Consider the following 18,429-nt stretch of genomic DNA (forward strand, 5'->3'; position numbering starts at 1 on the left):
GGACGGCGACCAAGGCCGTCACCACCGGCCTGACGCTCCGTATCCGCCGGATGTACCTGACGGCGCTGGAGGACCGGGCCGCGCGCCTGGCGATAGAGCACGTCCGGCTCACCGCGGCTGCGGAGCGCTCCCGGGTCGCGCACGCCAGCAAACTGGCCTCGCGGGACGCGGGGCTGTATCGAGATGCGGTTCCACCTCGTGGCCACGACCAGCTACGGACCGCCCCGCAGCCGCCGCACAGCCCCGCTCCGCTGCGGTCTCTCAGTCCTGGATGTACCGGACGATGACGCGCATGCGCGTACCCCGCTCCGTCTGCCAGCTCACCTCGTCCCCGACCTCTCGCCACATCAGCGCCTTCCCCTGCGGGGTGTCGGGGCTCAGCCGCTCCGCCTCGTCACCCGCGAGCATCGCGATCTCGTACGTCATGATGCCGGGCTCGTCCGGGTCCTCAACTCCGACGAGGCATCCAGGGACGACCATCGCCCCGCCCGTCAGGGAGGAGTCAGGGACAACTTGGTCGAGCACGGCACGCAGGTGGCTGCGCCGCTCCTGCAGGGCCTGGCGCCGCCGGTCGTGGTCGGCCAGCTGGGCCTTCCTGGAGGACGAGTCCACGGCCACGATCTCCGGAAGCGGCTGGTCCAGCGCGTCCTGCACGCGCTGGAGCTCGCGCTGCACCCGTCGATGGGCGGCGACGCTGAGCCGGTCGACCGGGAGGCTGAGGGAGGACCGGGCACCGCCCGGCACCGCGGATCCCGTCACGGGGGTGGGTTCGTCGCCGCGGGTCGGCTGCCGCGGCACGGCCGGAAGACTCTTCACCGGGGCCCGGTCAGCTGTCGGTCGTGCACGCAGCAGTTCTGTCGTACGGCCGTCGGAAGCGCCGGAGGATCCGGGTGCGTGGTACCGCGCCAGCCCCACCTGACCGTCGTCTCCCAGTACCGGTACGTCTGCGTGGGCGATCGCGGTGCGGATCATGGCCTGTACCTCGGGGTGTGCGACCCGCACGACGGCATGCCCCTCGCGCAGGATGTCCACGGCATCGGCCCCTGGGAAGCCCGGCGCACCCGCTCCCCCGAGGAACCGTGCGGTCCCGGGCACGGTCGCCCGCATGCTGAACGCGTGCTGGGCTGCATTGACCTCGTCGCGGTGCAGCCGTGCCACGGTCACGAATCGGGGCTGTGCCTCGTCCGTGCCGTGCGGGGGCTCGGGCTGGATGTCCTGTCGCCCGGCGGATGGGGCAGCAGAGGGCGCGGGCTCTGCGTTGCCGGTGGGTACGACGTCGCCGTCGCCTGTCGGGACCGTGCCGGCCTCGTCGGCCGGGTCGATGCGGCTGTCCTCGGCAGCTCGGTGTGCGGGTGGGTGCACCGCCGGCTCGATGCCGAGTCGGTCGAGTTCCGCCCACAGCGGTTCGAGTGCCCGTTCCGGGTCGAGGAAGAAGCGGCTGCCGCGGATGCGGACGAACGTCCAGCCCACTCGCTCCAGTTCGCGCTGGCGGGCCGCGTCCGCGTCGGCGTTCTCCTCCGTGTGGAACGCGTCGCCGTCGCACTCCACGGCAAGGCGTCTGGTGCCTCCCTCGACGACGAGGTCGATGCGGTAGCGGCCGGCCGGATACTGCGGCCGCACCTGGTGGCCCCGGGCCCGCAGGGCCAGGTAGACACGCTGCTCGAAGAGGCTGTCGAAGGCCTCGTGCGGAACGTCCGGCCGGACCTCGCCGAGTCCGAGGCCGTCCTGCTCCTCGGCCGGGCGGGAGAACCAGTCCAGATAAGCACGCCGAAGATCGGTCTCGCCGAGTTCGGTGAGGGTGAAGCTGTGGAACAACCACACCTGGTCGCGGGCACGGGATGCGGCCACGTTGAGGTGCTGCCGGTTCAGGGAACTGCTGAAGTGGCCGATGCGGCGCGGCCCGTCGGGGCCGGTGAGCGACACGACCGTACTGATGAAGACGATGTCGCGCTCGTCGCCCTGGAACTCCTCGGCATTACCCACGCGCAGCCGTCGGCGCTGTCTCTCGTCCAGCGGGATCCGGTCGGCCAGCAGGTCTTCGATGAGGTACTTCTGCCCCGCGCCGAGCAGGGTGATCACACCCATGGTGCGCCCCGCGTAGGCGGGGTCGGCGATACACCGGGCGACCTCCTCCACCAGCCGCACCGCCTCGGAACGGTTGACCTGCTTCTGTCCGCTGCCTTCAACGTAGCCATCGGGTATGTGCACCGGGCGCAAGGGCGGCAGCCGGTCGGCACCGTACTGTCGCAGCGGCTGGAGCCGGCCGCCGTAACAGAGCTCGTTGGAGAATCCGATGATCTCCGGCATGCACCGGAAGTGTTCCTGGAGCATCAGCCTGCCGCGGCCTCCGGCCAGACCGGACGCGATGTCGAAGAGGCTGGCGGTCGGTGTGAACAGGTTGCGGCGGGCGGCGGGCAACTGGGCGAGGAGCCGTCGCTGGAGCGCGAACTGCTCGTCGTGGTCCACGCCCACCTGGGCGGGGCTCACCTGCTGATCGTCGCCGACGACGATCACCTTCGCGCCCAGCCAGGCGAGCAGCAGCGCCTCGGGACCGGACTGGCTGGCCTCGTCGACGATCACGACGTCGAATCGTCCGGCCCGGTCCATCGGCACGGTTTCGGTCACCTGGTGCAGCGGCATGATCCACGCGGGTACCGCCGCCTGGCTGGCCTGCAGACTCTCCCGGGCCTGTCTGCGGTAGGTGGCCGCGTACTTGCCGGTGCCCTTGCCCAGCTTGCGGACGTTCTGCTGGTACGAGGTGAGGGCCACGGCCTGGTCGTCCGTGAGCCGGGACAGACAGCTGAACCAGGCCTTGTCGGCCGCCAGCCGTTCCAGGCCGATGCGGATCTTGACATCCGCCTCGGCGAGCAGCCGCAGCTGCCGGGCCTCGGCCGCCGGGTCCGTCAGCTCCTTCATACGGTCGTACCAGACCGACCACGCCCACGCGGCCTCGAAGTCCGCGAGCCTGGTGCCCCACTCGTCGTCCTCAGATGTGGATTCCAGTCTGTCCGCGAGGTCCGGGAGTTCGGCCGCGACCAGCCGGTAGGCGTCGTCGCACGCCTTCTTGCGCGCCAGCGCCTCCCGCAGGTCGTCCACGTCGTTCACCGCCGCGCCGTAGGCCGCCGGGTCGCGGGACTCGACCGCGACGCGGGCCCGTTCGAGGGCAGCCGAGGCTCCCCTGCGGTGCGCCGCGGCGCGCAGTACGCGCAAGGCGTCGTCGATCAGAGCGCGGGCGGGGTCGGCGGCCCGGCGTGCCGCTCTGGCCCGCAGGACGCTCCGAACCGTGTCTGCCTGGTCGCGGTTGCCCCAGTCGATGCCTGCCAGCCCCGGCGCGGCCCTGTCGGCGCCGACCACGGCGTGGCGCAGGTCGGCGAGGGTGGTCAGGGCGGTGAGGGTGGCGACGTCCTGGCGCAGGCGGGCGGTGCGCCGGGCGGTGGCCTGCCAGGCGTCGGGGCCGTCGCCCCACTCCCGCTCGATGTCCTGGAGATGTCGTTCCAGCGTGACGCGGTGCAGTACGGCGGACGCGGCGATCGCTGTCTCCACGGCGCGGCCGTCGACCCGCACGGTCTCGGGGAAGGCGCCGACGGCTTTGCGCAGCCGGGTCCTCAGCCCCATGACCCCGCGCAGTCTCTCGCCGGACGCGAGCCCGTCCCGCAGGGTGGCGGCCAGCCCGAGCGCCGTCGGCACGTCGTACGCCTCCAGCCCGCTGACCAGGGTGGCGCCCAGGACACGCTCCGCCTCCTCGATCGCGGTCAGGGCCGCGGTGGTGCGCTCGTGGCGGCTGCGCGCGCCGAGGTCCTGCCCGGCGAGGATCTCGTCGCGCAGCTCGGCCCAGGCCGTCGGCATCGATGTGGCCGCCTGGGCCGCGGCGGTGAAGTGGTCGAGCGCGGTGACCAGTTGGTCCTGCTGTGCCGGGGTAAGGGCGGACACGGCGTCGTCGAGACGGGAGACGAAGCCGTTCTGCCGGAGCGCGGCGAGATCGGCCTCCGCCGTCTTGATCGTCTCGACCGCCTCGGCGAACGCGGGCGCCGTGGGCAGCTGTCCCGGCGCGGGCAGCGCGGCACTCACCGATGCGGCAAGAGCACGGTGTCGGTCGGTGAAGGCGAGCGCCGCACGACGCTGGCGCGTGAGAACCTCGGCGTCCAGCGTCGGGGCGTCGGCGGGGACGACGCCGATCCAGCCGAACCGCGGGTGTTCCCCGGCGAGCCGCTGAGCGATCCGGGCCAGGGTTCCCTCATAGTCGCCGATCTCGGCCGGATGGTGGTACGTCTCCTGCTCCCGCAGCGCGCGCAACGCCTTCAGGGCGAGCGCCTGCGAGGACCGGGCGGACCTGAGGCGCTCTTCGTGCTCCTGGATGCGTCGCCGGTGCGCCCGAGAGGAGAAGTCTCCCTGCCGGTCGAGGATGGCCTTGACGGACTGCTCCAGTTCCAGTTGCCCGACTCCGTCGTCGGTACGGCTCACGCACAGCTCGCGGATGCCAACGGGGAGTTTGTCCTTCAGGACCTTCAGGGCACGTGCCGTATGGCTGGTGATCAGTACGCGGTTGCCGTGCGCGAGAAGGTCGGTGACCAGGTTGGCGATGGTGTGCGTCTTACCGGTGCCCGGCGGCCCTTGGACCACGACGAGATCCCGGTCCCTCAGCCGCTCGGCGATGGTGCGCTGTTCGTCGTTGGAGGGCAGCGCGAAGTACAGCTCCGGCGGCGGTCCCGCGGCGTCACCGCTGCCCGGTTCCCCCAGCGGCCGGTCACCGCCCGCGCCGGCGATCGCCCGCAGCAGGGTGGTGGGCTCGGCGCCCTGCTCGATGGACAGGGCGACGGCGCGCAGCGCTTCGAGCATGCTGCGCCGGGTGCGCTCCCTGAGCAGCAGCACCGGTGCGAAGCTGACGACCGGTACGGCGGGGTCTCCCGCTGCCCGGTGCCGATTCGGTGCGCGGTCGTAGCGTCCTGCTTCGTGGGCCGCGATGGTCCAGGTGGTGAGGGCCCGGTGCAGATGGTCGGCGAGCTGCGGATCCGTGGTGTCGCCGGCGGCTTCCAGCTCCTGCCGTACGAGGGCGCGGGTGTCCGCCCGCGACTTCTGCGCGGCATCGAGCATGGACTCCTCCAGCACCGGGCTGCCGTGCTCGGGGTCGGGTCCGACGGTGATGGCTCCGGTGTCGGGGTCGATGGTGATGACGGCCCGGCAGGTGACGAGATGGCGGCGGATCGGCTCGCCCTGCGCCGACCATGTGAGGTAGCCGAATCCGACGACCAGTTCGAAGGTCTCGCCGAGTTCGGAGGCGTCCACGCACAGGCGGTAGAGGCGGTCGTAGGCACGCACGAGGGGCTTCATGGCGCGGTCGCGACGTGCCCACCCGTCCCATTCACGGGACCAGGCGCGGCACTGGGCGTACACGGTGTCTCGCTGGGGCGAGTCGGCCAGGGACACGGTGATGTGCCGGGTGCGTGCGCTTCCCTCGGCGGAGATCTCGTCCGCCGGTATGTCCGTCTCTGCCCGCGGCTCGGGGGGCGTTTCCCTCGCCGAGTCGCGGATCTCCCGGTCGTCCAGCCAGTGGGCGAGCGGCAGCGGCGGAGCCGGCGGTTCGTGCCGTACGGGGCGGTCGGCCCGCAGCCACAACGGCATGTCACCGGGGACCGCGTCGATGAGGAAGGAACCGAACTGCGCGGGCAGGTCGGCGAACCACACCTGGTGCCTGGCATCGTCGTACGTCCGCACCGGCTTGGTGCGGCTCTCACCCACCTCCGCGAGGTAACGGAAGACGTGGCGGACCACATCGTCGGGCGTCACGGCGGATGCGGGCACGAGCCACCTCGCTGAACTGGTGGAACCAAAGTATGAAGAGTGTGCGCATCCTATGTGCGTGGCGCGTCTGAGAGGGCGGGTACCTCCCTCTGCTGAGCTGCGATGCGCGTGATGGTCCGGACGTTGTCTTCGAGCAGATGCGCCTGCATGCCCGCGGCCTGGGCGGCCTCGACGGTGACGGCGACATCATCGATGAAGAGACAGTGGACGCAATAGCGCCACCTCCCGGGCACCAACGAAGCTGTTGCTCAGGATGCCCAGCATGGCCCTGCGAGGCGCTCCTGTTCTCGTAGGGAGAGACACCCCGCTCGGATCCGTTGTCCGACGGCAGGGCGGCGCGCTGCCCAGGCTGCCATGGGGCTCCGGGGGCCGGTATGAGCCGTAGCAGCGGATAGGCGGATCCGACGGGCAGGAAGTCCCCGACCCCGGTATCGCCGGATGGCCCCACATCCAGGCCGCCTTTGCCGAATGCAAGAATGCGGTGCTTGGGCGGAGAAGTGCATCGGCTCGGGGCGGGCACGAGCACTGTTGGGACGGGGGTAGCCATGGCGTTGGTTATGTGTCCACTGTGCAGCGACGACGAGGACATCGAGGTGATCCGCGTGCTCGACGGCGGACGTCGTCTCGTGACACACCGGTGCGGCTATGAGTGGGAGCACAAGGAGCCCACTCTCCCGAAGGCGAATCCGCCCCGATCGTTCGACGACCTCAAGGCCCGTTTCCCGAAAGCTGAGGACGTCGATCCCGAGCGGCTGGAGCGCGCGGCCCTGCTGAAGGAGCGGTACCTCGCGATCAAACCGGGCTTCGACCCCGACGTGGCGGCCTACTGGACGAAGTACCAGCGGATCTTCTCTCCCGACGGGCTGTGGACGTGCGACCCCAGAGTCCTCAAGGACTTCGCCAACTCCGAGGTCGGAGCCCGGCCCGGCAATCAGGCCACGTTCAACTCCGCGTGGAACGACATGGGCGATGCTGCGGCAGGGGAGGCGACCCGTCAGACGATCGAGTACCTCCTGCGCGGACCTGACGAATTGCCGCTCGAAGACCGGCTCCAGCACCTGCTGTCCGGCACCAAGCCGTTCGCCATGACCGGTTTCAAAGAGGCCCTCCTCACAAGGGTTCTCTGCGTGATGTACCCCGACGACTTCCTGACGATCCTCAAGTACACGACCGAGGCGGGCGGCAAGCGCGAGATCGCGCGGATGGTCTACGGACTGGCGCTGCCGGCCCCCGAGTCGGTGAACTGGACCCTCGGCCGACTCATCCTCTGGAGTAACGACCTCCTGAGCACCCTCGTCGGCCAGGGCTTCGCCAACCAGCAGCACTCCGCCGCGTTCCTGTGGTGGGCCAAGGGGCAGGTCGAGGGACTTCAGTAGGTTGCCGTACATCGCCTGTGGGCCCTCGTAGCCCTCGATGGGCTCGGCATGGCTGAACGCGAGAACGCCACCAGGGTTCAGCCGCTTCGCGACGAGCTTGCCGTGCCCGCGAAGTACAGCACCTTGGTGATGAACGCCGCACCCAGATAGGGGATGCGTTGATCGTTATTTTATGCCCGATACGCCTGAACGGCGCCCTCTTCGCCCAACACGCCGAGTGCCGCGTCCAGGCAGGCGTCGAGTCCGGTCGGGGACGTGTTCGCGGAGATCTTCCCCCGCCTGTGTACGGACTGTGCTTTGGTACCTGTGCCCCACACGAGCGCCGCGACCAGGAGGTGCCGGTTGCCCGTGGTGGTTCCGGCCTCGCGGGCGATGGTGAACACCGTTCGGCGGCCCGCTCGGGGCCATCACTCCGGCGTAGGGCAGGCGTCGAGCTCCGCGGGCCACCACGTGGCGTCGGGCAACAGGAGCATCCAGCGCACCTTGTCGAAGGGGATGGCCTGGTCGAGCACCGAGTCGTGGTCTGGCAAGTGGAGTTCGTCCGTCAGGTCGGTCATTCAGGCTCCTTGATGCGGATCAGCTCGGTGACGTGTTCGTCTTCTCGGAGGTGGGCGTCAGGTCGGCAGCGCCGACGAACCCAGAGGTGCCCCAAGGCTCGTGGCGATCCCGGAGACTTCGGCGAGCAGTCGCTCCGGTGGCTGGTCAAGGTCGAGGGCGTGCCGGTGGATGCGGATGTCGGCATTGCGGATGACGTGTGCGGCATGCGGAGCGTTGGTTCTGGCGCAGACGAGATGTCCGGTCGGCAGCCCCAACCTGGTGCAGGGCGAGGAGTTGGTAGAGGTTGGCGTCCGGGAAGCCTCCGGGGCGTTCGCCTTGTACTTGGCGTCCACGACCGCCAGAGGCTGTCCCGAGTCGCCCTACCAGACGAAGTCCGGCTCACCTTCGCGCAAGTCTCCCTGCTCCAGTCTGCGCGACGGCTCCGCGCCATGAACGCGGAGGGCGAGGTCGTCGCCCTCCGACGCTGAGCGCCACCCCGAGGCCGTTCCCCCATGCGTATCGTGGGACCGCCGATTCCGCCTACGGCTGTCGGAACGACACAAGACCGAGACCGCTGATCGCAGCGCCCGGACCACCCGACCGGCGCCAGAACCCGGACTCGGCGAGAGAACTCCTGACTGTCCATCACGCACAGCTGTCCACCGGCTGTCCACCGGCTGTCCACCGGCTGTCCACCGGCTGTCCACCGAAGATATCGAGATCTTGACGGGCTCCGTGGTTCAGCTGAGCAAAGCAGCAGGTCACAGCCCTGCGGTAGCCTATCGATAACAGCATGTGAAACTGCGACCTACGCATTACGATGCATAGACCACAGGCGCCCGATTCGCCCGAATCCCAAGGCCAACGAAAACAAGAAACCCCAGGTCAAAAGCTTGACCTGGGGTTCACCATGGAGCCGCCTTCGGGATTCGAACCCGAGACCTACGCATTACGAGTGCGTTGCTCTGGCCATCTGAGCTAAGGCGGCGCGCTGTCCGCACCATGGTGCGATCAGCAACGTCGGTAAGTCTACACAGTTTCCCGGGCGCTCCGAACCAGGGTTCGGAGCACCCGGCGGCGGGCCCGGGCGGCCCGTCCCAGTGGTCGGTGCTCAGGGCGCTGAGCAGCGCTTTCCGTCCACGGGGGGCGTGCCGCGGAGCAGGTAGGCGTTGATCGCGGAGTCGACGCAGGCGCTGCCCCGGCCGTAGGCGGTGTGGCCGTCGCCGTCGTAGGTGAGGAGGCGGGCGGAGGAGAGCTGGGAGGCGAGGCCCCGGGCCCAGCGGTAGGGGGTGGCCGGGTCCCGCGTGGTGCCGACGACGATGATCGGGGCGGCCCCCTTCGCCTCGATCCGGTGCGGTCCGCCCGTCGCCCGCACCGGCCAGTACGCGCAGTTCAGGGAGGACCACGCGAGCGCCCGGCCGAACACCGGGGACGCCTTCTCGAACTGCGGGAGGGCCCGTTCCACCTCCGCGGGGCTGTTGTAGGCGGCGGGGAGGTCGAGGCAGTTCACGGCCGCGTTGGCATACATCAGGTTGGAGTAGGTACCGCCGGGGCCGCGTTCGAAGTAGCTGTCCGAGAGGGCGAGCAGACCGGCGCCGTCCCCCCTTCGGATCGCCTCGGAGAGCGCCTGGCGCAGCCGCGGCCAGGCCCCCTCGTCGTACATCGCCGCGATCACGCCCGTCGTGGCCAGGGACTCGCCGAGCCGCCGGCCGTCGGCGTCACCGGTCCGCAGCGGCCGTGCGTCCAGCCGCGCGAAGAACGCGCGCAGGTTCTCGCCGACCCGCGCCGGCGTACTCCCCAGCACACAGTCCTTCCGCCCCACGCAGTCCTTCGCGAAAGCCTGGAAGGCCGTGTCGAACCCGGCCGTCTGCTCCTGGTTCAGCCGGCGGGCGGGCAGGGAGGGGTCCAGCGCGCCGTCCAGCACCAGCCGTCCGACCCGCTCGGGGAACAGCTCCGCGTACGTCGCCCCGAGGAACGTCCCGTACGAGGCGCCCACATACGTCAGCTTCTGGTCGCCCAGCACGGCCCGCAGGATGTCCATGTCCCGGGCCGCCTCCACCGTGGAGACGTGCCGCAGCAGGCGCGCCGCCCGCTTCCCGCATCCCTCCGCGAACCGCTTGTACGCCGTGACCAGCTTGTCCTTCTCCCCCCGGTCGTCCGGGGTGAGGTCCGTCTGGGTGTACGTGTCCATCTGGCGTCCGGTGAGGCACTCCACCGGCTCGCTGCCGGCCACGCCCCGCGGGTCCACCGCCACCATGTCGTAGCGCGCACGCACCTCGGCCGGGTAGCCGATGCCCGCGTACCCCTGCACGTAGCCGACCGCCGACCCGCCCGGCCCGCCGGGGTTGACCAGCAGCGAACCGAGCCGCTCACCGGGGCCCGTCGCCTTGCGCCGCGAGACCGCCAGCCGGATGTCACCCGCGTCCGGCTTCGCGTAGTCGAGGGGCGCCTTCATCGTGGCGCACTGGAAACCCGGGACCTCGCAGTCGCGCCAGCGCAGCTTCTGCCGGTGGTACGCGGCCGGTACCGGCGGTGTCGCCCGGGGCTGCGCGCCGAGGCCCGGCCCCCCGTCCGTCACCCTGGCCGTCGTACTGGAACCGCCGGAGGAGCAGCCCGCGACGAGCAGCACGGCGGCAGCGAGCAACGCGCCGCCGGCCCGCAGGGACCGGTTCGGCCGGGAAGTACGCCTGGTGTGCATCTCGCGAGGGTAACCAGAACCGCTCAATTGATCACGAATGGCAACGAATGCGCCTCGTACGAGTGACACGGTCAACCGAACGCGCCGCCCCGGCCGCCCCGGCCGCCACACCGCCCGTGCCCCGGCCCCCAGGCTCCCCGCCGCCCGGCCCGCCCCCGGGCCCGCCGCACCGGCCGTCGTCACCCGGCCCGCAGCGCCATCGTCATCGCCTCCACGGCGAGCAGCGGCGACACGTTCCTCTCCAGCGCCTCCCGGCAGGCCGCGATCGCGTCGATCCGCCGCAGCGTCGCCTCCGGTGTGCCGCCCCGCGCCATCCGCTCCAGGCTGTCCCGCACCTCGACATTGGCGAGCGCGACCCGCGACCCCAACTGCAGGGCCAGCACGTCCCGGTAGAACCCGGTCAGCTCGGTCAGCGCGAGATCCAGGCTGTCCCGCTGCGCCCGCGTACGCCGCCGCTTCTGCTTGTCCTCCAGGTCCTTCATCACCCCGGCCGTGCCGCGCGGCATCCGTCCGCCCTGCACGGCGCCGAGCGCCGCCTTCAGCTCCTCGGTCTCCTTGGTGTCGACCTCCTCGGCCAGCTGCTTGGACTCCTCCGACGCGGCGTCCACCAGCTCCTGCGCGGCCTTGAGGCACCCACCGATGTCCTCGACCCGCAACGGCAGCTTCAGCACGGCGGCCCGCCGCTCCCTCGCCCTCGGGTCCGTGGCCAGCCGCCGGGCCCGTTCGATGTGCCCCTGGGTGGCCCGGGCGGCCACCGCGGCCGCCTCCGGCTCGATGCCCTCCCGCCGTACGAGCATGTCCGCCACCGCGTCCACCGACGGGGTGAGCAGTCCCACGTGCCGGCAGCGGGAGCGAATGGTCGGCAGCACGTCCTCCAGCGAGGGCGCGCACAGCATCCACACCGTCCGGGGGGCGGGCTCCTCCACGGCCTTGAGCACCGCGTTCGCCGACTTCTCGTTCAGCCGCTCGGCGTCCTCGACGAGGATCACCTGCCAGCGTCCGTTCGCCGGCGAGGTGTACGACTTCCGCACGGTGTCCCGCATGTCGTCGGCCAGGATCTGCGTACCCACCGCCGCCACGGTGCTGACATCGGCGTGGGTCCCCACCAGTGCCGTATGGCAACCGTCGCAGAACCCGCAGCCGGGGCTCCCCCCGAGAGCCCGGTCCGGGCTCACGCACTGCAGTGCCGCCGCGAACGCCCGCGCCGCCGTCGTCCGGCCGGAGCCCGGGGGCCCGGTGAACAGCCACGCGTGCGTCATCTTCGACGCCTCCGGAGGCGTCGCGCCCGTCGTCGCTGCCGTGACGATCGCGTCCGCGTCCCGGGCGGCGGCGTCCAACTGCGCGCTCAGGCGTTCCTGCCCCACCAGGTCGTCCCACACGGCCATGACCCACCGCCCTCCGTCTACGACACCGCTCCGCGCCCCATTGTGCGCGACCCCACCGACAACCAGGCCCGGCACCGCTCACCGGGCCCGGCTCACCGGCGTCGGCGCCGCCAGCCCCGCCCCTCGTCGGTGTCGTCCTCGTCGTGCGACCCGAGCAGTTCGTCCGCCAGCGTGGGCAGATCGTCCAGCGGGGTCTCCTCGGCCCAGTCCGACCGGGGGCGGCGCCGTGGCGTCCCCTGCTCGTCGACCTGCGGGAGTTCGCGCGTGCGCCCCTCCGCCCCGTCGGGCGCGGGCCGCTCGTCCCGGAAGTACCCCGGCGGCACCCGGTCGTCCCGCACCGGAGGCAGCACCGCCGTCTCGTCCGCCGCGCCCGGCGGTACCGGCGGCAGCACGGCGGTCTCGTCCTCCGCGGCCGCCCCCGCCGGTGGTACCGGCGGCTTGGGCAGCTTCGCCGTCGTCTCGGAGTCCGCCGCACGCGAAGATCCGGACACTCGCGGCGAACCGGCCGGACCCGGCCCGTCCTCCCGCACCGGAGGCAGCACGGCCGTCTCGTCCGCGGGCCCGCCCGACGCGTTCGTCGGCGTCACGAACGGCGTGGCCACCGTGACCGCGTCGTCGCTCCCGGAACCCCTGCCGGAGCCCGCACCGGAACCCCCGCCGGCCTGCTCCCGCCCAGCGCCCCGCTCGGCCTCCGCCGCGGCCCGCCGGGCGGCCGCGGCCCGCTCCGCCTCGGCCCTGGCCTCACGGTCGGCCTCGGCCGCGCGCTCCGCCTCGGCCCGCTCCGCCGCGACCCGTTCGGCCTCGGCCCGAGCGGCCCGCTCGGCCTCCGCCGCGGCGGCCACCCGCCGTGCCTCCTCGGCGCGGAGCAGCGCCTCCTCGGCCTTCCGCTGCTTCTCCAGACGGAGCGCCTCCGCCTCCGCCCGCAGCCGCTGCTCCTCCGCGGCCTGCTTGCGGCGCCGCTCCTCCTCGACCCGCCGCCGTTCCTCCTCCGCGGCACGGGCCTTCTCCTCCGCGAGGAGCCGCGCCTGCTCCTCCTCGGCACGGCGGCGCGCCTCCTCGGCCCGCTGCCGGGCCTCCTCGGCCTGCCGCTCCGCCTCGCGGCGCTGAGCCTCCTCCAGCTCGCGCCGCTTGCGCTCCTCCTCCTCGGCCCGCAGCCGCGCCAGCTCCTCCTGGCGCTCCCGCTCCAGCCGCTCCTCCTCGGCCTTGCGCGCGGCCTCCTCCTCGGCCTTGCGCCGCGCCTCCTCCTCGGCCTTGCGCCGGGCCTCCTCCTGCGCCCGCACCTCGGCCTCGGACAGCGGCAGCATCACATCGAGCCGCGCCCGGACCACGGTGGTCACGGCCTCCGGGTCCTGCGCGGCGTCGACGACCAGGTACCGTCCGGCGTCCGCGGCGGCCAGCGTCAGGAACCCCGCGCGCACGCGCTCGTGGAACTCCGCCGGCTCCGACTCCAGCCGGTCCGGCGCCTCGGTGAACCGCTCGCGCGCCGCCTCGGGCGACACGTCCAGCAGCACGGTCAGATGCGGCACGAGCCCGTCGGTCGCCCACCGCGAGATCCGGGCGATCTCGGTGGGCGAGAGGTCGCGCCCGGCCCCCTGGTACGCCACGGACGAGTCGATGTACCGGTCGGAGATGACGACGGCGCCCCGCTCCAGCGCGGGACGCACCACCGTGTCCACGTGCTCGGCGCGGTCGGCGGCGTAGAGCAGCGCCTCGGCCCGGTGCGACAGCCCGGCGCTCGACACGTCCAGCAGGATCGACCGCAGCCGCTTGCCCACCGGGGTGGCCCCCGGCTCCCGCGTCACCACGACCTCGTGCCCCTTGGCCCGGACCCACTCGGCGAGCGCCTCGACCTGGGTGGACTTCCCGGCCCCGTCACCGCCCTCCAGGGCGATGAAGAACCCCGTGGCCGCGGGTGCCTGCACGGGGTCGTCGCCCTTCAGCAGCGCGTCCCGCAGATCCTGCCGCAGTGGCACCCCGGAACGGTCGTCGACCTTCGCCAGCACGAGCGCGGCCACCGGCAGCAGCAGCGCCCCCACCAGCATCAGCGTGAACGCCGCGCCTCCGTGCGCGAACACGAACTTCCCGCTCTCCAGCCGGTGCGGCCCGATGGCCGCGGCGACCAGCGGCGCCACGAGCGCCGCCACCGCCACGAACACCCGTACGACGGCGTGCAGATGCTCGGTGGTCCGCGCCCGCCGGAAGTCCTCGGCCTCCTGGTCCAGCAGGGTGTGCCCGGTGTTCGCGGCGATGCCCGCGCCGACGCCGGCCAGCCCCAGGATCAGCACCACGCTGGTGACGTCCGGCGTCAGTCCCGCGGCGAGCAGGGCGACACCGGTGAAGGCGATCGCGAGGGCGAGCAGCCGGCGCCGGGACAGCGAGGGCAGCACGGACGGCGCCCGTCGGATCCCGACGCCCACACCACCGGTCACCGCGGCGACGAACAGCCCGAACAGCACCGGCCCGCCGCCCAGGTCCTTGGCGTGCAGCACGGCCACGGCGACGACGGCGGCGATCGCACCGGCGACCGCACCGCAGGCCGGCACCAGGAGCGGGATCGCGCCCGTACGGCCCTTGTCCACACCGGTGCCGGTCCGGGGCCGGCGCAGCCCCTCCAGCGGCGACCGCGCGCGCGGGGTGCGGGTCCTGGGCAGTTCGAGGAACGTCACCAGCGACAGCGAGGCGGCGAACAGCCCGGCGGCGACGTACGAGGCGAGCGCGGCCTGGTGCTGCGCGAACCAGTCGAGCCCCGCGCCCAGCAGGTTGTTGAGCAGGGACGCGACGACGAGGACGACGGCCGCGAGAGGCACGGCGACGAACGTCGTGCGCAGTGCCAGGCGCCGCAACGCGTCCATGTGGTCCGGCAGCGGCCGTACGGTCGCGCCCTCCAGCGGTGGCGCGGGCAGCAGCGCGGGTGCCGCGCTCTCCCGGCAGACTGTCCAGAACCGCTCGGCGACCCCGACCACGAACGCGGTGACCAGCAGCACCGCGAGCGCGTTGTCCGTCGTCCAGTCGATCCACAGGGGGGCGACGATCAGCAGCAGGATCCGCACCCCGTCCGCGCCGACCATGGTCCAGCGGCGGTCGAGGGGGCCCTCCTGCGCGGTCAGCGAGGTGAGCGGGCCGAGGAGTACGGCCCCGAAGAGCAGGGTCGCGAGGGCGCGCGTACCGAAGACGGCGGCCACGGTGAGTGCGACACCCCGGTATCCACCGCCGAACGCCCCCTCGGCGATCGACGCCTGGAAGGCGAGGAGCACCAGCACGAACAGGGCGAGGACATCGCCGACCCCGCCCACGAGCTGTGCGCCCCACAACCGTTTCAGCTGCGGCCGACGCAGCAGCGCCCGGACGGCGCGCTCCCTGGAGTCGGCTGCCAGGGCGTCGTCGGAGGCCGGGTCGTGGGCCGTAGGCTGCTCGGCTCGCATCATGCTTTCAGCCTATCGGCACGCACCGACACCCAGAAGCAGCGCCCGAACGCACGCACGGCGCACGACCAAGTCACACGAAACACACACATCCGACGAGGCGAAGGCAGGCACTTCCGGCCACCGCCGCGCACGGGCGCCCGTCAGGGGCGCGGGGAACTGCGCGACCGACCACGCCATGGGCACGGTCGCCGAACAACCCGCACCCCCGAGCGACTAGGCGCTCTCCCCGGCCGACGTCGCCTTCTTCGCAGCCGCCTTCTTCGCGGGAGCCGCCTTCTTCGCCGCGGCCGTCTTCGAAGCAGCCGTCTTCGCGGCAGCGGTCTTCTTCGCCGGCGCGGCCTTCTTCGCCGCGGTCTTGGTCGCCGTCTTCTTCGCCGGCGCCTTCTTGGCCGTCTTCTTGGCGGGGCCCTTCGCCCGCTTCTCCGCGAGCAGTTCGTACCCGCGCTCGGGAGTGATCTCCTCCACGCTGTCCCCGGACCGCAGCGTCGCGTTGGTCTCGCCGTCGGTGACGTACGGCCCGAAGCGGCCGTCCTTCACCACGACCGGCTTCGCGCTGACCGGGTCCTCGCCCAGTTCCTTCAGCGGCGGCTTGGCGGCGGCCCGCCCGCGCTGCTTGGGCTGGGCGTAGATCGCCAGCGCCTCTTCGAGGGTGATCGTGAAGAGCTGGTCCTCGGTCTGCAGCGAGCGCGAGTCCGTGCCCTTCTTCAGATAGGGCCCGTACCGGCCGTTCTGCGCGGTGATCTCCTGGCCCTCGGCGTCGGCGCCGACCACGCGCGGCAGCGACATCAGCTTCAGCGCGTCGGCGAGGGTCACCGTGTCCAGCGACATCGACTTGAACAGCGAGGCCGTGCGCGGCTTGACCGCGTTCTTGCCGGTCTTCGGGGTGCCCTCGGGGAGCACCTCGGTGACGTACGGGCCGTAGCGCCCGTCGCGGGCGATGATCTGATGGCCCGTCGCCGGGTCGGCGCCCAGCTCGAAGTCGCCGCTGGGCTTGGCGAGCAGTTCCTCGGCGAGTTCGACGCTCAGCTCGTCGGGGGCCATGTCCTCGGGCACGTCGGCCCGCTGATGCCCTTCCGCGTCCTTCTCACCGCGCTCGATGTACGGGCCGTAGCGCCCGACGCGCAGCACGATGCCGTCGCCGACGGGGAACGACGACACCTCGCGGGCGTCGATCGCGCCCAGGTCGGTGACCAGTTCCTTCAGGCCGCCGAGGTGGTCCCCGTCGCCGTTGCCGGCCTCGGCCGCAGTGCCGCCGGAGCCCGTGCCCTCGCCGAAGTAGAACCGCTTCAGCCACGGCACGGCCTGGGCCTCGCCGCGCGCGATGCGGTCGAGGTCGTCCTCCATCTTGGCGGTGAAGTCGTAGTCGACGAGCCGCCCGAAGTGCTTCTCCAGCAGGTTGACCACGGCGAAGCTCAGGAAGGACGGCACGAGGGCCGTGCCCTTCTTGAAGACATAGCCCCGGTCGAGGATGGTGCCGATGATCGACGCGTACGTCGACGGGCGGCCGATCTCGCGCTCTTCGAGCTCCTTGACCAGCGACGCCTCGGTGTAGCGGGCCGGGGGCTTGGTGGCGTGCCCGTCGACCGTGATCTGCTCGGCGGACAGCGCGTCGCCCTCGCCGACCTGCGGCAGCCTGCGCTCGCGGTCGTCCAGCTCGGCGTTCGGGTCGTCGGCGCCCTCGACGTAGGCCTTGAGGAAGCCGTGGAACGTGATCGTCTTGCCGGAGGCGCTGAACTCGGCGTCCCGGCCGTCGGAGGCGGTGCCGCCGATCTTGACGGTGACGCTGTTGCCGGTCGCGTCCTTCATCTGGGAGGCGACGGTCCGCTTCCAGATCAGCTCGTAGAGCTTGAACTGGTCGCCGGTCAGACCGGTCTCGGCGGGCGTACGGAAACGATCACCCGAGGGCCGGATCGCCTCGTGCGCCTCCTGCGCGTTCTTGACCTTCCCGGCGTACGTCCGCGGCTGCGCCGGCAGGTAGTCGGCGCCGTACAGCTGGGTGACCTGGGCACGGGCGGCGGCCACGGCGGTCTCGCTGAGCGTCGTGGAGTCCGTACGCATATAGGTGATGAAGCCGTTCTCGTACAGCTTCTGCGCCACCTGCATCGTCGCCTTCGCACCGAAGCCCAGCTTGCGCGAGGCCTCCTGCTGGAGCGTCGTCGTGCGGAAGGGGGCGTACGGCGAGCGGCGGTACGGCTTGGACTCGACGGACCGGACCGAGAAGCGGGTGTTCTCCAGGGCGGCGGCCAGCGCACGCGCGTTCGCCTCGTCCAGGTGCAGGACGTTCGCGCCCTTGAGCTGCCCGACCGAGTCGAAGTCGCGGCCCTGCGCGACCCGGCGGCCGTCCACGGACTGCAGACGGGCGACCAGGGACGCCGGGTCGGAGGCGTCACCGGCGCGGCCGGTGGCGAAGGTGCCGGTCAGGTCCCAGTACTCGGCCGAGCGGAACGCGATGCGCTCCCGCTCCCGCTCCACGACGAGCCGGGTCGCGACGGACTGGACGCGGCCCGCCGACAGCCGCGGCATGACCTTCTTCCACAGGACCGGCGAGACCTCGTAGCCGTAGAGACGGTCGAGGATGCGTCGGGTCTCCTGGGCGTCGACGAGGCGCTGGTTCAGCTCGCGCGGGTTGGCGACGGCGGCCTGGATCGCGGCCTTGGTGATCTCGTGGAAGACCATCCGCTTGACCGGGACCTTGGGCTTGAGCACCTCCTGGAGGTGCCAGGCGATGGCCTCGCCCTCGCGGTCCTCATCGGTGGCGAGGAAGAGTTCGTCGGATTCCTTCAGGAGATCCTTGAGCTTCCTGACCTGCGCCTTCTTGTCCGCGTTGACCACGTAGACGGGCGCGAAGTCGTGCTCGACGTCCACGCCTAGGCGGCGCACCTCGCCGGTGTACTGCTCGGGCACCTCCGCGGCGCCGTTGGGAAGGTCGCGGATGTGCCCCACGCTCGCCTCGACGATGTAGCCGGGGCCGAGATAGCCCTTGATCGTCTTCGCCTTGGCAGGCGACTCGACAATGACGAGTCGGCGGCCGCCCTTCGCGGTCTCGCTGGTCGGGGACAACTTCGCTCTTCTCTCCGGTCGACGCTGGGTCCCCCCAGGCTGGCGTCCCGGGGCGGCACCCCCGGAGGCCGTAGCCGCGCACGGGGCTCGGCGGCCGGCCCGGGGGTCGGGTCATGCTGACGCTGCGGAGTGTGACGGTACATCCCGCC

8 protein-coding genes, 1 tRNA gene and 1 pseudogene are annotated in these 18,429 nt (G+C 71.8%); 1 reads left to right on the plus strand and 9 read right to left on the minus strand.

Features of this window, described 5'->3' with window-relative positions:
- Positions 1–261 precede the first annotated feature (261 nt).
- Entirely contained in the window at positions 262–5,799 is a 5,538-nt protein-coding gene (locus SCAB_RS19365; protein WP_013001763.1) for an AAA domain-containing protein, read from the minus strand.
- A 545-nt stretch (positions 5,800–6,344) separates the two neighbouring features.
- On the opposite strand from SCAB_RS19365, the gene SCAB_RS19375 reads away from it, so the two are divergent.
- The gene (locus tag SCAB_RS19375; protein ID WP_013001764.1) at positions 6,345–7,175 is read left to right on the plus strand and encodes a hypothetical protein; all 831 of its coding nucleotides are present in this window, start codon (positions 6,345–6,347) and stop codon (positions 7,173–7,175) included.
- A 77-nt stretch (positions 7,176–7,252) separates the two neighbouring features.
- On the opposite strand, the pseudogene SCAB_RS49410 reads toward SCAB_RS19375, so the two are convergent.
- The 8 genes and pseudogenes from SCAB_RS49410 to topA all read right to left on the minus strand — a co-directional run bounded on the left by SCAB_RS49410 (position 7,253) and on the right by topA (position 18,280).
- A pseudogene (locus SCAB_RS49410) lies at positions 7,253–7,558 on the minus strand (8-oxoguanine DNA glycosylase OGG fold protein).
- Between the two features lie 24 nt (positions 7,559–7,582).
- A complete protein-coding gene (locus SCAB_RS47360; RefSeq protein WP_013001766.1) occupies positions 7,583–7,732 on the minus strand; it encodes a hypothetical protein in 150 nt (49 codons plus the stop codon).
- Positions 7,733–7,789: 57 nt separating this feature from the next.
- The gene (locus tag SCAB_RS47555; protein ID WP_013001767.1) at positions 7,790–8,065 is read right to left on the minus strand and encodes a hypothetical protein; all 276 of its coding nucleotides are present in this window, start codon (positions 8,063–8,065) and stop codon (positions 7,790–7,792) included.
- Between the two features lie 558 nt (positions 8,066–8,623).
- Positions 8,624–8,700: transfer RNA gene (locus tag SCAB_RS19385), tRNA-Thr, on the minus strand.
- A gap of 123 nt (positions 8,701–8,823) precedes the next feature.
- Complete coding sequence (locus SCAB_RS19390) at positions 8,824–10,410, minus strand: alpha/beta hydrolase (RefSeq protein ID WP_013001768.1); 1,587 nt, start codon at positions 10,408–10,410, stop codon at positions 8,824–8,826.
- A 179-nt stretch (positions 10,411–10,589) separates the two neighbouring features.
- Positions 10,590–11,795 (minus strand): DNA polymerase III subunit delta', encoded by a 1,206-nt coding sequence (locus SCAB_RS19395; RefSeq protein ID WP_013001769.1) that lies wholly within the window; start codon positions 11,793–11,795, stop codon positions 10,590–10,592.
- Between the two features lie 92 nt (positions 11,796–11,887).
- Positions 11,888–15,220, minus strand: coding sequence for a dTMP kinase (tmk, locus tag SCAB_RS19400; RefSeq protein WP_013001770.1), 3,333 nt, complete (start codon positions 15,218–15,220; stop codon positions 11,888–11,890).
- 213 nt (positions 15,221–15,433) lie between these two features.
- Positions 15,434–18,280, minus strand: coding sequence for a type I DNA topoisomerase (gene topA, locus SCAB_RS19405; protein WP_013001771.1), 2,847 nt, complete (start codon positions 18,278–18,280; stop codon positions 15,434–15,436).
- Positions 18,281–18,429: the final 149 nt, after the last annotated feature.

It is taken from the genome of Streptomyces scabiei 87.22 (assembly GCF_000091305.1).
GTDB lineage: Bacteria > Actinomycetota > Actinomycetes > Streptomycetales > Streptomycetaceae > Streptomyces > Streptomyces scabiei.

What these genes read in the sequence shown, in the direction of transcription:
- SCAB_RS19375 (WP_013001764.1), top strand. Translation starts at nt 6,345, where the DNA reads ATGGCGTTGGTTATGTGTCCACTGTGCAGCGACGACGAGGACATCGAG.
- SCAB_RS47360 (WP_013001766.1), bottom strand. Translation starts at nt 7,732, where the DNA reads ATGACCGACCTGACGGACGAACTCCACTTGCCAGACCACGACTCGGTG.
- SCAB_RS19390 (WP_013001768.1), bottom strand. Translation starts at nt 10,410, where the DNA reads ATGCACACCAGGCGTACTTCCCGGCCGAACCGGTCCCTGCGGGCCGGC.
- SCAB_RS19395 (WP_013001769.1), bottom strand. Translation starts at nt 11,795, where the DNA reads ATGGCCGTGTGGGACGACCTGGTGGGGCAGGAACGCCTGAGCGCGCAG.
- tmk (WP_013001770.1), bottom strand. Translation starts at nt 15,220, where the DNA reads ATGATGCGAGCCGAGCAGCCTACGGCCCACGACCCGGCCTCCGACGAC.